The 15134-nt window shown below is 45.1% G+C and carries 10 protein-coding genes and 5 tRNA genes; 8 read left to right on the top strand and 7 right to left on the bottom strand.

Annotation, left to right across the window (positions count from 1 at the left end; genetic code table 11):
• Nucleotides 1-180 precede the first annotated feature (180 nt).
• Complete coding sequence (gene ilvY / locus B7360_RS08930) at nucleotides 181-1071, bottom strand: HTH-type transcriptional activator IlvY (protein WP_085343342.1); 891 nt, start codon at nucleotides 1069-1071, stop codon at nucleotides 181-183.
• Between the two features lie 143 nt (nucleotides 1072-1214).
• Between ilvY and ilvC the strand changes: the two genes are divergently transcribed.
• Complete coding sequence (ilvC, locus tag B7360_RS08935; RefSeq protein ID WP_046874191.1) at nucleotides 1215-2699, top strand: ketol-acid reductoisomerase; 1485 nt, start codon at nucleotides 1215-1217, stop codon at nucleotides 2697-2699.
• 182 nt (nucleotides 2700-2881) lie between these two features.
• On the opposite strand, the gene B7360_RS08940 is transcribed toward ilvC, so the two are convergent.
• The 4 genes from B7360_RS08940 to B7360_RS08955 form a co-directional block, all read right to left on the bottom strand.
• Entirely contained in the window at nucleotides 2882-3133 is a 252-nt protein-coding gene (locus B7360_RS08940) for an accessory factor UbiK family protein (RefSeq protein WP_085343343.1), read from the bottom strand.
• A 131-nt stretch (nucleotides 3134-3264) separates the two neighbouring features.
• Nucleotides 3265-6387: a multidrug efflux RND transporter permease subunit VmeD gene (vmeD, locus tag B7360_RS08945; RefSeq protein ID WP_006743289.1), complete on the bottom strand. Its 3123-nt coding sequence runs from the start codon at nucleotides 6385-6387 to the stop codon at nucleotides 3265-3267.
• A gap of 12 nt (nucleotides 6388-6399) precedes the next feature.
• On the bottom strand, nucleotides 6400-7506 hold the full coding sequence (gene vmeC / locus B7360_RS08950) for a multidrug efflux RND transporter periplasmic adaptor subunit VmeC (RefSeq protein ID WP_005398173.1): 1107 nt from the start codon (nucleotides 7504-7506) through the stop codon (nucleotides 6400-6402).
• Nucleotides 7507-7524: 18 nt separating this feature from the next.
• Complete coding sequence (locus B7360_RS08955; RefSeq protein WP_005398171.1) at nucleotides 7525-8106, bottom strand: TetR/AcrR family transcriptional regulator; 582 nt, start codon at nucleotides 8104-8106, stop codon at nucleotides 7525-7527.
• A gap of 168 nt (nucleotides 8107-8274) precedes the next feature.
• Here B7360_RS08955 and rep point away from each other — a divergent pair, with 168 nt between their 5' ends.
• Nucleotides 8275-10290, top strand: coding sequence for a DNA helicase Rep (rep, locus tag B7360_RS08960; protein WP_005398170.1), 2016 nt, complete (start codon nucleotides 8275-8277; stop codon nucleotides 10288-10290).
• 73 nt (nucleotides 10291-10363) lie between these two features.
• On the opposite strand, the gene B7360_RS08965 is transcribed toward rep, so the two are convergent.
• Nucleotides 10364-10777: a cytochrome c5 family protein gene (locus tag B7360_RS08965; RefSeq protein ID WP_012841248.1), complete on the bottom strand. Its 414-nt coding sequence runs from the start codon at nucleotides 10775-10777 to the stop codon at nucleotides 10364-10366.
• A 335-nt stretch (nucleotides 10778-11112) separates the two neighbouring features.
• On the opposite strand from B7360_RS08965, the gene B7360_RS08970 reads away from it, so the two are divergent.
• The 5 genes from B7360_RS08970 to B7360_RS08990 all read left to right on the top strand — a co-directional run bounded on the left by B7360_RS08970 (nucleotide 11113) and on the right by B7360_RS08990 (nucleotide 11668).
• Nucleotides 11113-11189 (top strand) — tRNA-Arg (locus B7360_RS08970).
• A gap of 34 nt (nucleotides 11190-11223) precedes the next feature.
• A tRNA-His gene (locus B7360_RS08975) sits at nucleotides 11224-11299 on the top strand.
• A gap of 69 nt (nucleotides 11300-11368) precedes the next feature.
• Nucleotides 11369-11445 (top strand) — tRNA-Pro (locus tag B7360_RS08980).
• A gap of 46 nt (nucleotides 11446-11491) precedes the next feature.
• Nucleotides 11492-11567: transfer RNA gene (locus B7360_RS08985), tRNA-His, on the top strand.
• A gap of 24 nt (nucleotides 11568-11591) precedes the next feature.
• Nucleotides 11592-11668 (top strand) — tRNA-Pro (locus B7360_RS08990).
• 340 nt (nucleotides 11669-12008) lie between these two features.
• Here B7360_RS08990 and B7360_RS08995 read toward each other — a convergent pair.
• Entirely contained in the window at nucleotides 12009-12734 is a 726-nt protein-coding gene (locus B7360_RS08995; RefSeq protein WP_005394354.1) for an HAD family hydrolase, read from the bottom strand.
• A gap of 662 nt (nucleotides 12735-13396) precedes the next feature.
• Here B7360_RS08995 and B7360_RS09005 point away from each other — a divergent pair.
• Entirely contained in the window at nucleotides 13397-15112 is a 1716-nt protein-coding gene (locus B7360_RS09005) for an ABC transporter ATP-binding protein (protein ID WP_005379108.1), read from the top strand.
• Nucleotides 15113-15134 lie beyond the last annotated feature (22 nt).

The raw sequence follows: 15134 nt of genomic DNA on the forward strand, positions 1-15134 counted from the left end.
ACTTCCATGCCGAACTCAGAAGTGAAACGAAATAGCGCCGATGGTAGTGTGGGGCTTCCCCATGTGAGAGTAGGACATCGCCAGGCTTTAAATTTGAAAAAGCCCACTCGAAAGAGTGGGCTTTTTTACGTTTCTGGGTTCTGAAAATTACCTAAGCACTCAGAACTCAAACATCTATCGTTAAGGTGTAATGTATTTACTCTCCGCTACTTTCCAAAAAGCCTTCACTAATGGGTTCTCTAACTGATTTTTGGTACAGCAGACACCAAGTTCAAACGGCTTAATTGGTAACAATTTTAAGCGATTTATCTTCTCTCTCACCGGGCTATTGTTGATCACGACATCAGGTGCTATACCTACACCGCATCCTAGTGCAACCATACTTACGATGGCTTCATGCCCTGACGTTTGCGCGTAGATATTCGGCTTTATTTTCATTTTTTTGAGCCAAGTATTGGCTCTATCTCTTGCTGTCCCTGCTTCTGGGAGAATGAATGGAATGACTGACCAGTTTGGTCTTTCTTTTTGTAGCTCTTCCGCAAATGAACTCACGCCGACAGGAGCGATGACAGAAAGCGGTATTTCACTGATCGTTTCAAATGCGATTTTGCTTGGCATCTGCTCAGATTTGGCTGAGATGGCAATATCTGCTTCATCTGCTAAAATTTTGTCGATCGCTTGAGCTGGATCGCCGGTTGATAGCTTAAATTCGATAAAAGGATGCTGCAGACGAAAATCAGAGATTAACTCTGGCAGGTGGCTGTAGCTTGCAGTAACCGAACAAAAGAGACGGATTTCTCCTTTCAATTCGTCCTCTGCTCCCTTTAGGTGACTTTGGTACTGCTGCCATTCGCCAAGAATTTTTAAGGCGACAGGAACCAGTTTTTTGCCTTGGCTCGTTAAATCAACGCTGCGATTGTCCCGCAAAAATAATTGTTGGCTAGTTTCTTCCTCTAGCTTTTGTATTTGTCTGCTCAAGGCTGAAGGACTCACATGCATCGCTGCTGCGGTCTTAGCGAAACTTTTACTCTCACACAGATGAATAAAAAGTTGCAGGCTTTTGATATTCATTAAATCTTCATTTCCATGTTGCACAAATTGCAATAACTAATTGTGAATATATCACTTTAAGCAATTTAATGTCTGTTTTAGTATGAAGTTATTCGGTAAGGCAATTACCGACCTCAATGGAAGAATCTCAAAGGAGCACCCAGATGGCTAATTATTTCAATACCTTAAACTTGCGCGAGCAGTTGGACCAATTAGGTCGTTGTCGCTTTATGGATCGTAGTGAATTTGCTTCAGAAGCGGATTACTTAAAAGGCAAGAAAGTGGTCATCGTAGGTTGTGGTGCTCAAGGTCTTAACCAAGGTCTGAATATGCGTGACTCTGGCCTAGACGTTGCTTACGCGCTTCGCCAAGCAGCAATTGATGAGCAACGTCAATCTTTCAAAAATGCAAAAGACAACGGTTTTGAAGTAGGTAGCTACGAAACGCTAATTCCACAAGCTGACCTAGTAGTAAACCTTACTCCAGATAAGCAGCACACAAACGTTGTTGAGACGATAATGCCGCTAATGAAAGAAGGCGCAGCGCTAGGTTACTCACACGGCTTCAACGTTGTTGAAGAGGGCATGCAAATCCGTAAAGACCTAACAGTAGTAATGGTTGCACCTAAGTGCCCGGGCACGGAAGTTCGTGAAGAGTACAAGCGTGGTTTCGGTGTTCCAACTCTTATCGCTGTTCACCCAGAGAACGACCCAAAAGGTGAAGGTTGGGATATCGCGAAAGCTTGGGCTGCAGCAACAGGTGGTCACCGTGCAGGCTGTCTAGAGTCTTCTTTTGTTGCTGAGGTGAAATCTGACCTAATGGGTGAGCAAACTATCCTTTGTGGCATGCTACAGGCTGGCTCTATCGTATGTTACGAGAAGATGATTGCTGATGGTATCGATCCTGGCTACGCAGGTAAGCTTCTTCAATACGGTTGGGAAACCATCACTGAAGCACTGAAGTTTGGTGGTATCACTCACATGATGGATCGCCTAACTAACCCTGCAAAAGTGAAAGCATTTGAGCTTTCTGAAGAGCTAAAAGAGCTGATGCGTCCGCTATACAACAAGCACATGGATGACATCATCACAGGTCACTTCTCTAGCACGATGATGGCTGACTGGGCAAACGACGATGCAAACCTACTAGGCTGGCGTGCAGAAACGGGTGAAACTGCTTTCGAAAACTACCCAGAAACTGACGTAGAAATTTCTGAGCAGGAGTACTTCGATAACGGTATCCTGATGGTTGCTATGGTTCGTGCGGGTGTTGAGCTAGCATTTGAAGCGATGACCGCTTCTGGCATCATCGATGAGTCTGCTTACTACGAGTCTCTACACGAGCTGCCACTTATCGCAAACACTATCGCACGTAAGCGTTTATACGAGATGAACGTGGTTATCTCTGATACGGCTGAATATGGTAACTACCTATTTGCTAATGTAGCAACGCCGCTACTGCGTGAAAAATTCATGCCTTCTGTTAGTACAGACGTCATTGGTAAAGGTCTAGGTGAAACTTCTAACCAAGTGGATAACGCGACTCTTATCGCTGTGAATGAAACAATCCGAAACCACCCTGTAGAATATATCGGTGAAGAACTACGTGGTTATATGACAGATATGAAGCGCATCGCGGTTGGTGGCTAATTTTCTTTGCTTCAAAGTAGAGAAAATATTAAATGAACTCTGGCCAGACTGGAGTCGATAAATACAAAAACACAACATCTAATCAAAAGGCTTGGTCGCCGTTGACCAAGCCTTTTTATTTTTAGCCGATTTATCTGCGCGCCGATAAGAAAAACGCTCCTTTGTGAGGAGCGTTTTAACACTTATTTTTCTGCAAGCTTCTCTTCAAGCTCCGCCAATTTCTGTTCCATTTCTGTCAGCTTTTGACGCGTGCGCAGTAAAACTTGAGTTTGAACATCAAACTCTTCGCGGCTTACTACATCTAGCTTATTCAGTTGGCCTTGGATTACTTGGCGAACCTTCTGCTCAACATCAGAGCCTAACTCTTTTACAGGTTGAGGCATTGAGTCGTGAATCTGTTTAGCAATTTGCTCTAATTTCTTTGGGTCAAACATAGTGGCTAAAACTCCTTTTGATTTGTCCTCATTTTAAGTAAATGATACGTGAAAGTCGCCATTTAGATGGCAAAAAAGAGAGCGGCAATAAAAAAGGTCACCGAAGTGACCTTTTTGAATGCCTTAAAAGCTTATCTGTTATCCGCTAATTCACGGTGGGCTGCTTTCGCTTCATCAACTCGTGCCAATTTCTCCAAGTCTTTGTCTTCAACAAATACTGGCAGTGGTTTGTGTTTTTCTGCTAGGTAGCTGTAAATCACAGGTAGTACGAATAGTGTGAACAATGTACCAATTGCTAGACCAGCAACGATGACGATACCGATACTGAAACGTTGCGCGGCACCTGCACCTGTTGCGTACATCAGCGGGATAAGACCTGCGATCATCGCTGCGGTTGTCATTAGGATAGGGCGAAGACGCACTTTCGCAGCCTCCATCACCGCATCGATACGAGACAGTTTATTATGTAACTGCTCTTCTTTGGCTACTTCACAGATCAAGATACCGTGCTTGGTGATTAGGCCGACCAGCGTGATCAAACCAACTTGCGAGTAGATGTTCATTGAGGCCGTACCCCACGCCAACGCGATCAAGGCACCACATATTGCTAGCGGTACAGATACCATGATGACAATAGGGTCGCGGAGTGATTCAAATTGAATCGCCAGAACGAGGAAGATGATCGCAAGTGCAAGACCAAAGGTTGCATACAAGGCACTACCTTCCGTTACAAACTGACGAGATTCGCCCATGTAATCGTGGTTATAGCCTGCAGGCAGTTTGGTTTGCGCGATATTTTCAAACCAATTAACTGCATCTCCCATCGAGACACCAGGGCCAGTAACTGCACCTACAGTCGCTGAGTTTAACTGGTTGAAGTGTGGCAAAGAGCGAGGCTCGGCCACCACATCGATGGTAATCAGACTACCTAATGGAACCGCTTTACCATCTACAGAGCGTACATAGTAGTTCTTCATCGATTCTGGGTTTAGACGCCATTTACGCTCAACCTGAGGAATTACCTCATAAGAACGGCCATTTAGGTCGATACGGTTTACATAGCCATCTGCCATCATAGTACTGAGGGTGATACCAATGTCTTGCATAGTCACACCGTAGGCACCCGCTTTGTCTTTATCGATCTTGATCTTCATCGTTGCAGAATCATATTTCAGATCCAGATCGGAATAGACAAACATTGGACTGCTTGCTACTTCTGACAGAATGTCATTTGCAACGGTAAACAAACTTTCAAAGTTGTTTGGTGTTGTAATTACGAACTGTACAGGAAGGCCTGAACCAGCACCTGGTAGCTCCGGCATTTCGTAGGCAGCAATAGACATTCCCGGAATGCTCGAAACAAGCCCACCAACACGCTGTTTGATTTCTGCTTGGCTCGCTTCTCGTTCGCCCCATGGTTTGAGTGTAGCTAAACCAAACGCTTGATTAGAATCCGGAACACCGTTAAATACCTGAGCGTATTCTACTTCTGGTTGATCAGAGAGAATCTTATTCACATCATCCATGGTGTTTTGGATGTAGTCCAAATTCGAATTCGATGGTGCGGTCCCTATGAGCACAACAACACCTTTATCTTCAGAAGGAGCTAGTTCACTAGGAATAAACTTGAATAAAACAGGTAGGCTTGCAAATACAATAATGGCAAATACGATCACCACTGGTCGGCTCGCCATTACTGCTTTTAACATATTTGCGTAGCGATTAGTCATGCCATCAAGGATATGGTGAACTTTTTGCTCAAACTTGCTCGGCTTTTCGTTCGCCTTCAGCATCTTTGAACACATCATAGGTGATAGCGTTAAAGCGATGATACCGGACACAAATACCGAACCTGCTAGCGTTAAAGCGAACTCTTTGAACAACGAGCCCGTAATACCGCCCATCAACGCGATTGGTGCGTATACCGCACCTAGCGTTAATGTCATCGCAATAACTGGCACAGCAATTTCGCGCGTACCAATGATTGCTGCACGGAATGGTGACTCGCCTTCTTTGATATGACGGTCCACGTTTTCTAGCACCACGATCGCGTCATCCACCACCAGGCCGATGGCAAGTACCATCGCTAGTAGTGTCATTAAGTTCCAAGAGAAGCCCATTGCCTGCATAACCATTGCCACACCAATCAAAGATAGTGGAATAGTGACGATAGGAATGATGACCGCACGGAACGAACCTAGGAACAGTGTAATCACTACAAGTACGATAATTGCCGCTTCAAGAATCGTTTTCACTACTTCGTGAATTGACTCGTTGATCGCAATGGTAGAGTCGTACATCACGTTCATTTTGATGTTACTTGGTAAGTTGCGCTCAAGTTGAGGTAATAATTCAAGCACATCAGCAGCGATGTTGATTGGGTTGGCACTTGGCGCGGCGTTGATTGCAGCAACCACGGCTTCTTGGCCGTTTGCACTTGCACGGTAAACGTCGTGACTCTTCTCAAGTGTTACCTTCGCGATATCACCTAAGCGAATAACGTCCCCTTCACCCGTTTTTACGACCAACGCTTCAAGTTCAGCAACGTTTGATACCTGAGTATCCGCGCTACCGTTATAAAGCACGAACTCACCCGTCGCTTGACCCGTCGCAGATTGGTAGTTGTTGGCGTTAAGAACGCTCATCACATCCGTTGCAGTCAGCTTTAATGCGCCCATTTTGGCTGGATCTAGCCATACGCGCAGCGCGTATTTCATACCACCGTAAAGGTCGACTTTTGATACACCATTTACAGTGAATAGCTGTGGGTTGATTACACGCTCAAGGTAGTCGGTGATCTGGCTGGAAGACAACTCGTCACTGGTAAAACCAATATACAATACCGCGGTAGTAGAACCGGTCGACATCGTTACGGTCGGGTCTTCGGCTTCTTTTGGAAGCTGGGAACGTACCGAGTTAGTTTTCGCTAAGATGTCAGCCAATGCCGCGTTTGGGTCGGTATTCAACTTCATGTTGACAGTAATGGTTGATTTACCTAACACCGATTGCGAGGTCATATAATCAATATTATCGGCTTGCGCCACCGCTTGCTCCAATGGCTGAGTAATAAAGCCCTGGATCAAGTTGGCACTTGCACCGTAGTAACTGGTGGTCACGGTGACCACTGTATTCGTCATTTCAGGGTATTCACGAACTTGCATTTTGAACACGGCTTGCAAACCAAGCAATGCAATCAAAAAACTGATCGATACCGCTAAAACTGGACGTTTTATAAAAACATCTGTAAAGCGCATGATGCCTCCAACTTAAAGCATTGGTGTTTCAGCAGGTGGGGTAGTTGCATCGCTTTCGACAATGCTTACTTTTGCGTGGTTACTTAAACGGACTTGACCCGATGTCACCACTACATCACCTGGCTTCACGCCCTCTAGAATGTGTGCGATATCTTTAGAGCGTTCGCCAACTTTTACCACATGCTGCTTAACGCGTTTCTCGCCATCTTCTTCCGTTACGATGTAAACATTGTCGCCGTATAGCGTAAACGTGATCGCAGTTTGAGGCAGAGTGACCTGATTTTCTAATTTAGGCAGAATGATGTTTGCACGTGCGAACATACCACTACGCAGTTTGCCATCACTGTTAGGGATATCTGCTTGAACCTGAATCAAGCCACTTTGTACGTTAACCGCAGGCTCAATTGCAGAAATTGAACCTTTGAAAGGCTGATCTGGGTAGGCATCCACGAAGATATCCACTTCTTGGTCGATATTGATACGTGAAATATCGGTTTGCGGCACGGTAAAGCGTAAGCGCATCACGCTGGTGTCTTCCAGGCGAACAATATCGGTACCCGCTTGTAGGTACTGACCTAGATACACGTTACGAATACCTACTACACCATCAAATGGCGCTTTGATCTCGCGTCGGTCGATGGTCGCTTTCAAGCTTTCAATGTCCGCTTTTAAGGAGAAGTAGTTCGCTTCTGCTTCGTCATACGCTTCTTTAGAAATAGAGCCTTTTTTAAATAGCCCTTGGTAGCGTTTGTATTTCGCTTCTGCTGCTGGCAACTTGGCTTGCGAGCTCTTTAAATTCGCTTTCTCAACGTCAGAGTCAAGCAGTACTAATGGCTGACCTGCTTTGACTTGAGTGCCGGAATCAAATGCGATTTTGTCGATAACACCACTGGTTTCGTTTGCGACCGTCACACCTTGGTTTGGTTCGATAAAACCGATAGCCTCGATCACTGGTACCCAATCAACCGCTTGTACTTCCGTCACGGTTACTGGGAACTCAGGTTCAGGACGGTTTGCCATGTATTCAGCAATCTTTTGTTGCTTAAATAAGTTGAAACCTATCACGCTGCCGAACAATAGAACGGCGATAAGTAACATAAAGAAAGTCCACTTTTTCATTCTATTAAGAACTCCAAGTTAGTGTTTAATAATTGCATCCCAACTGGCTTCAATAGCAGCTTCTAATGCCGCCTTATCCAGTTGATAAAATCCCAAAGCGTGTTTCCTAGCAAGTGCAACACTTGCCTCAAAACTCAATCCAGAAAGCACTTCGTTATCGAGAGGCTTGAATACGCCCTCTTCTTTCCCCTGATTAAAAAGAAGATCTACTTGGGCAAACATTTGTCTTTCAAGTTCCCGAGCTTTGCTACTATTTGAACAGGGTAGAGACTCATATTGAACTCGATTGCTGAGCGCATTTAAATTCGAGCTCGCTAGATTCCAAATATTGAGCCACATGGTTCGATATCGCTGTTTTAAAGGCATCTCTTCACTCACGCCCAGTTGCACAGCCGTAGCGACGCGCTTTGCTACGTTAAGGCGTAACTCCTCCAAAAGATGTTCTTTATCTGAGAAATAACGATAAATCGTTCCTGCTGCGACACCTGCTTCATTGGCGAGCTTTTGCATGGAAAGCCCTTGAAAGCCCGATTCAGCAATGAGTTGCTCTGCAGCGACTAAGATTTGTTCTCGCTTATCTACAGCAGGGTTATCCTTCATAATCCTACCACCAGTGAATGAACGTTCATTCATTATAGCTCAAATACCCGCCTTTTATGCAACAGAATGTTGCGCTTGTTGGTATGAAAATTACAAGAAATCAGCGTAGCTTTCACGAGGCCACCCCTTTATCATAGGCGCCACATTTATCACCCGCAGAGAATTTCTATGAAGCTGAACCCTAGTCAAGATGAAGCCGTGAAATACGTGTCTGGTCCATGCCTAGTGCTAGCTGGTGCTGGCTCGGGCAAAACTCGTGTTATTACCAATAAAATCGCTTATCTGGTTCAGCAATGTGGCTACAAAGCGCGTAATATTGCAGCGGTGACGTTTACCAACAAAGCGGCGCGTGAAATGAAAGAACGTGTCGGCCAAACGTTGGGGAAAGCCGAGTCTAAAGGTTTGATGGTATCAACGTTCCATACCTTGGGATTAAACATCATCAAACGCGAATACAAGCATTTAGGGTTGAAAGCGGGCTTTTCACTGTTTGATGACCAAGACCAACTGGCGCTACTCAAGGAACTTACCGAAAAGCAGCTTGATGGTGATAAAGATCTGCTACGTCAGCTTCTGAGTTGTATTTCCAACTGGAAAAACGACATGTTGACGCCAGAGCAAGCCAAAGCGCGTGCGCAAGGTGAGCAGCAGCAATTGTTTGCGTTCTGCTTTGATATGTACCAAAAGCAAATGAAAGCCTATAACGCGCTCGATTTTGATGACCTAATTTTGATGCCCGTCTTACTCTTGCGCAATCATGAAGACGTTCGTCAACGTTGGCAGAACCGTATCCGCTATCTGTTGGTCGATGAGTACCAAGATACCAACACGAGTCAATATGAATTGGTGAAATTAATCGTCGGTGAACGTGGGCGATTGACGGTCGTAGGAGATGATGACCAGTCCATTTATTCATGGCGTGGTGCGAAGCCTCAGAACCTAGTCTTGCTGGGTGAAGATTACCCGAATTTGCGATTGATTAAGTTGGAGCAAAACTACCGCTCTACGAGTCGAATCCTGCGTGCGGCCAACATTTTGATAGCCAACAACCCTCACGTCTATGAGAAGTCCTTATTTTCAGAAATTCCTGACGGTGAAAAACTCAAAGTGTTGTTGGCTAAAAATGAAGAGCATGAGGCTGAGCGTGTCACGGGGGAGTTGATTGCACACAAATTTTTGAATCGAACCGACTATCGTGATTACGCAATTTTGTACCGTGGTAACCACCAATCACGCTTAATTGAAAAGTCTCTAATGCAAAACCGTGTGCCGTATAAAATTTCTGGTGGCACCTCGTTTTTTGCACGAGCAGAAATTAAAGACATCATGGCGTATTTGCGCGTTTTGGTTAACCCAGATGACGACAATGCATTCTTACGCATTGTGAATACACCACGACGTGAAATTGGCCCTGTAACTTTAGAAAAGCTAGGCAGTTATGCCAATATGCGTGGGAAGAGCCTGTTTGAGTCGAGTTTTGAAATGGGGCTCGAACAGCACTTAACGGGACGCGGCCTGGAAAACTTACGTCGTTTCACCCAATGGTTAGTGGCGATTGCTGACCAAGCTGAGCGTGGCGATACCGTCGAAGCGGTTCGCTCCTTGGTTCGCGATATCCATTACGAAGATTGGTTATACGAAACTTCAGCAAGCCCGAAAGCCGCTGAAATGCGAATGAAGAACGTTTCTGATCTTTACTCCTGGATAGTGGCGGACCTAGAAGGTGACAACTACGATCAAGAAGAGAAAACGTTAAAAGAAGTCGTTCAACGTTTGACCTTGCGTGACATGATGGAACGTGGCGAAGAAGATGAAGACAGCGATGCAGTACAACTGATGACGCTGCATGCATCAAAAGGCCTTGAGTTCCCATATGTATACTTAATTGGGTCTGAAGAAGGTATTTTACCGCACCAAACCAGTATTGATGAAGACAACGTCGAAGAAGAGCGTCGTCTGATGTATGTTGGCATTACCCGTGCGCAGCGTGAACTGACTTTCACTATGTGCAAAGAGCGTCGACAGTTCGGCGAGTTGATCAAACCGACGCAAAGCCGCTTTTTGGATGAGTTGCCATTTGATGACGTTGAATGGGAAGTAAACAAAAAGCCAGTATCAGCAGAAGAGCGTATGGCGAAAGGTCAGGCACACATTGCCAATATTCGAGCAATGTTTAAGAAGTAGAGTAACCTTGTTCTCACTGACTGAAAACAAAAAGGCTTGCCAGTTGGCAAGCCTTTTTCGTTGATGTCTTTACTTATAGACCTTCAATCATGTGGTCGATTGCTGCGATGATTTCATCGTCAGAACAGTCCATACAGGTTCCTTTGGCAGGCATCGCATTGAAGCCTTCTAACGCGTGCTTCACTAACGTCTCTTTGCCTTGTGCAATACGCGGTGCCCAGTCATCGGCATTACCTGTTTTAGGTGCGCCGTTTACGCCAGATGCGTGACAAGCAATACAAAAAGTACCATAAACTGTGGCGCCATCACGTGGACCGGTTGGTTCTTCTTTCACTGGCTCAGAACCCGCTAGATAAACATCACCGACAGGTTGGATGCGTTCTGCGATCGCATCGTATTCAGTTTGGCTGATGTCAGAAGCTAAAGCTGCCGTAGAAAACGTTAAGGCAGCGAACAAAACGCTAATCATTTGTCGAGACATATCCATTAAACCCACTTCACATTCCCGAGGTAAGTGACTTACCTATTTATATAGTTAGAGTATTAATGCCGAGCAGAGAAATCACTAAATTCCACTGAATGGCATAGAATGATTAGACAACTTGGTTGCAGCTGTTAAATCAATGTAAATAATGGGTGATTATATCCCGATAACTTGTTGCAATAAACAACAAGTTATCCATGACAGGGCGTGAATCACATCAAAAATTCAGTTTAAAGGAAGATAACTGTCGAAAAAGAGACCAAACGATAAAAAAAGTAAAAAAAGTACTAGACGGCATAGTGTGATATCCGTATTATTCCACTCCGCCGATAGGGCATGCGCCCGTAGCTCAGTTGGATAGAGCGTTGGCCTCCGGAGCCAAAGGTCGAAGGTTCGAATCCTTTCGGGCGTACCATTGCCTCGGAGGATACATCGGTAAAAAATCAGTGGTGGCTATAGCTCAGTTGGTAGAGCCCCGGATTGTGATTCCGGTTGTCGCGAGTTCAAGTCTCGTTAGCCACCCCATTCTTTCTTTTTTAGATTGAATGCGGTAGCATTGCTTCCAATCTTGATTAAATCAAGATAAAAAATCGTCGGTGAATAGCGCAGTTTGGTAGCGCATCTGGTTTGGGACCAGAGGGTCGGGGGTTCGAATCCCTCTTCACCGACCACTATTTAGTTTATGGCTGAGATAGCGGTAAACATGACAATTTGATGGTGGCTATAGCTCAGTTGGTAGAGCCCCGGATTGTGATTCCGGTTGTCGCGAGTTCAAGTCTCGTTAGCCACCCCATTCTTTATTTAAAGAATATATGCTCGGTGAATAGCGCAGTTTGGTAGCGCATCTGGTTTGGGACCAGAGGGTCGGGGGTTCGAATCCCTCTTCACCGACCACTATTAGAAAGCCTGCTTTTTAGCAGGCTTTCGTCGTTTTAGAGTTTATGATCTCGCTTGGACGACTATTAGTCGACAGTATTTCAAAGGATTTGAACCCAGATGGGGTTCGCCTGAAGTTAGAATTCGGCTCTTCACCGACCGCTATTTAGAGCCCCAGTCGAAAGACTGGGGCTTTTTTGCATCTATCCTCTTAAAAGCATCTGCATGCGATTTCAATTTCACCAAAAGTGTACAGCTCTAGGGGCTTTTGACCACCTATGATCCCAATGCTTTTCGAGCTGACAAAATAAACCCCAGAACGACGTCTGGGGTTTTGTGTTTTTCTAATCCGCTACTTTTATTGGGCGAGTGTTTTAAGGATTTCTCTCAGTTCTACCGTTTCTTGGATTTCAAAATTGGGCGTTATATCTGTTGAGTTACTCGCACCTGTCGCATTCACCCACACACTCAAAATACCCATATTGTTAGCGCCTGCTATATCTGCTGGTAAAGAGTCGCCAATGTGTAGGGCTTCTTCTGGTTTTACTTCGACCAAGTCGAGCGCTTTTTGGAAAATGCTCGCAGCGGGCTTCTCTTCAGGCTCTTCCCCCCCCACAATAATATGGTCCACCCAGTCGCTCATCTGTGTCGCGCTGAGTTTAGGGTGTTGAGAAAAAATCGGGCCGTTAGTGATCACGACGAGTTTATAATGCTGACGAAGGTCGCTGAGCATTTCTTTTACACCAGGGAAGAAAGTGAACGCGCCCATACGTGCAGAGTCAAAGTAGTCTTGAGCTTGTTGAGCCTCTTCGGCATTAATGCTGACTCCGTGCTCCGCCAATATGTTTTGGATCAGGCCACAACGGAACGCGTTTTCATCAGGTAGCAAAGCCACAAGGTGAGGGAATTCCGCATTCAGCTTCTTGTACACACCCTGTAAGTAGCGCTGTAAAAAAGCTTGTGGTTCGGTAACTTGCGGGTAGGTCTTATGAATCCAAGTCGTAAACTTTTGTCCTGCAACTTTATCGGCTTGTGACGTCGCACATAAAGTCTCGTCCATATCAAAAAAAATCGCTTTAAGCACAGGGGCTCCTTTCATTTACAGCTTGGCTCTAACATTGATTATCTATTATCCCACTCTGAATTGTTCCGTAAAGGGTTAAAACCGACGTGTTTCACCTACAATGGGAGATTGATGGTAACCGCACTTTCTTTTGTTTAGTCAACAAACCGCTTAAGCGGCGCATAATCGTCGTCGACAGAGGATTTGTGTGGTTTTGCTGTTGTGTTCACGTTTTAGCCTATCCTTTCTCTTTCTAAGTTTGGCTTTTTATATTTGCCGACTATTTTATTAATAGTTTTTTATGTTGAAAAATTGCTTTTCGCATACGATATTGTTTGTTAAATGTTAATAATTGCACATGAATAGTATGGTTAATGGTCCTGGTTGGCTCGTGCTTATTTTTAGAGCATTTTTCTAGTTTTATTGGTGCATGGCGCACAAAAATAGTGTGATATGAAAATGGTTAAATACTTGTTAATGCATTTTTATTCGCTCATTATGCGTTTATTTAATGTTTTCTCGGCGGAATATACTTTAATTGTTGCTTTTTTGTGTGATTTTTGCCAAATTGTTTCCGCATTAAGATTTCAGAGTATTATTCTGAATTTGAACGGATTCATTCAGGTGATGAATGGTGCCTTTGGCGCGATTCGATACCACAGACAAGGCAGTAGAGGTCTGAAATGTCACTATTAGAAGTGAAAAACCTTCGTATTGAATACCCATCCCGACACGGCGTTCACGCTGCCGTGAAGTCACTTTCTTTTCATATTGAACGTGGTGAAATCGTGGGTGTTGTTGGCGAATCAGGTGCGGGTAAATCCACCGTTGGTAACGCCGTTATTGATTTGCTTAGCCCTCCAGGTCGCGTTGCTAGCGGCGATGTTTTCTTGGATGGAGAAAAAATTTCTGGTTTATCACCAGAAGCGATGCGTAAGGTTCGCGGATCGAAGATTGGTTTTATTTTCCAAGATCCAATGACCTCACTTAACCCACTTTTTACGGTTGAGCAGCAGCTGAAAGAGACGATCCACGCCAACATGAAAGTCTCTGATGAAGAGGCGTATCAGCGTGCGCTTTCTCTAATGCAGCAAGTTGGCATCCCGCAGCCAGAAAACCGCTTAAAACAATACCCACACCAATTCTCTGGTGGTATGCGTCAGCGTGTCGTCATTGCGATTGCTTTGGCAGGTGAGCCAGATCTGATCATCGCCGATGAGCCAACCACGGCACTGGACGTATCAATCCAAGACCAAATCCTCAACTTGATCCGAGAATTGTGTATCAAGAATAATGTCGGTTGTATGCTGGTTACTCACGATATGGGTGTGGTCTCCAACGTCACTGACCGCGTCGCGGTAATGTATCGTGGTGACTTGGTGGAGTTTGGACCAACAGCCAAAGTGTTGGGCGATCCTGATCACTCCTACACTCGCAGCCTAATTTCAGCCGTTCCACGTTCAGACAGAAAGCTCGATCGCTTCCCTTTGGTAAGCTACATCGAAGAAGCGGCAGAAATGGAGCCACTCGACATCAAGAATCACTGGCTAGGACAAAGTCAGGATGAGCGCGAGTACACAGGCCCGCTTTTAGACGTGAAGAACGTTAATCTACGTTTTGTCACCAAAGACTCTTTATTTGAAAGCCGTCGCGAATACGTGCAGGCATCCAATAATGTGAGCTTTGAAGTGCATGAAGGCGAAACCTTTGGTTTGGTGGGTGAGTCTGGCTCTGGAAAATCAACCATTGCGCGAGTCATTGCTGGTTTATACCAACCTAACTCTGGTCAGGTGAAGTTTGAGGGTATTGACCTGACAGCTTTAACCTCTGAGAAAGAACGCCGCCCAATGCGTCGTCAAATGCAGATGGTGTTCCAAAACCCGTATACCTCAATGAACCCTCGTATGAAGGTATTCGATATTATTGCTGAGCCAATCCGTTTTCATAAACTGACGAAAAACGAGTCGGAAACTCGCCAAATCGTGAATGACCTTCTCGATCATGTTGGTTTGGGTCGCATGGCTGGGCTTAAGTACCCTCATGAATTCTCCGGTGGTCAGCGTCAGCGTATTTCTATTGCGCGTGCGTTGGCGACTCGTCCTCGACTTTTGATTTGTGATGAACCGACATCGGCACTGGACGTATCGGTACAGGCACAAATTCTAAACTTGCTGAAAGATCTGCAAAGTGAGCTGAACTTGACTATGTTGTTTATCAGCCACGATTTACCTGTTATTCGCCAGATGTGTGACCGAGTAGGTGTGATGCAAATGGGTACACTGTTAGAAGTGGCACCAACAGAACAGTTATTCACGGCACCTCAACACGAATACAGCAAAAAATTGATTTCTCTGATGCCTGAATTTACAGGCTTGCGAGAAGAGATCGAGACGGCATAAACCAAGCACCTCGCTTGGCTAA

Source organism: Vibrio sp. ArtGut-C1 (assembly GCF_002105475.1).
In the GTDB taxonomy this organism is placed as follows: domain Bacteria; phylum Pseudomonadota; class Gammaproteobacteria; order Enterobacterales; family Vibrionaceae; genus Vibrio; species Vibrio diabolicus.

What these genes read in the sequence shown, in the direction of transcription:
- B7360_RS08955 (WP_005398171.1), bottom strand. Translation starts at nt 8,106, where the DNA reads ATGAAGGATAACCCTGCTGTAGATAAGCGAGAACAAATCTTAGTCGCT.
- B7360_RS09005 (WP_005379108.1), top strand. Translation starts at nt 13,397, where the DNA reads ATGTCACTATTAGAAGTGAAAAACCTTCGTATTGAATACCCATCCCGA.
- B7360_RS08940 (WP_085343343.1), bottom strand. Translation starts at nt 3,133, where the DNA reads ATGTTTGACCCAAAGAAATTAGAGCAAATTGCTAAACAGATTCACGAC.
- vmeD (WP_006743289.1), bottom strand. Translation starts at nt 6,387, where the DNA reads ATGCGCTTTACAGATGTTTTTATAAAACGTCCAGTTTTAGCGGTATCG.
- B7360_RS08965 (WP_012841248.1), bottom strand. Translation starts at nt 10,777, where the DNA reads ATGGATATGTCTCGACAAATGATTAGCGTTTTGTTCGCTGCCTTAACG.
- rep (WP_005398170.1), top strand. Translation starts at nt 8,275, where the DNA reads ATGAAGCTGAACCCTAGTCAAGATGAAGCCGTGAAATACGTGTCTGGT.
- ilvC (WP_046874191.1), top strand. Translation starts at nt 1,215, where the DNA reads ATGGCTAATTATTTCAATACCTTAAACTTGCGCGAGCAGTTGGACCAA.
- ilvY (WP_085343342.1), bottom strand. Translation starts at nt 1,071, where the DNA reads ATGAATATCAAAAGCCTGCAACTTTTTATTCATCTGTGTGAGAGTAAA.
- vmeC (WP_005398173.1), bottom strand. Translation starts at nt 7,506, where the DNA reads ATGAAAAAGTGGACTTTCTTTATGTTACTTATCGCCGTTCTATTGTTC.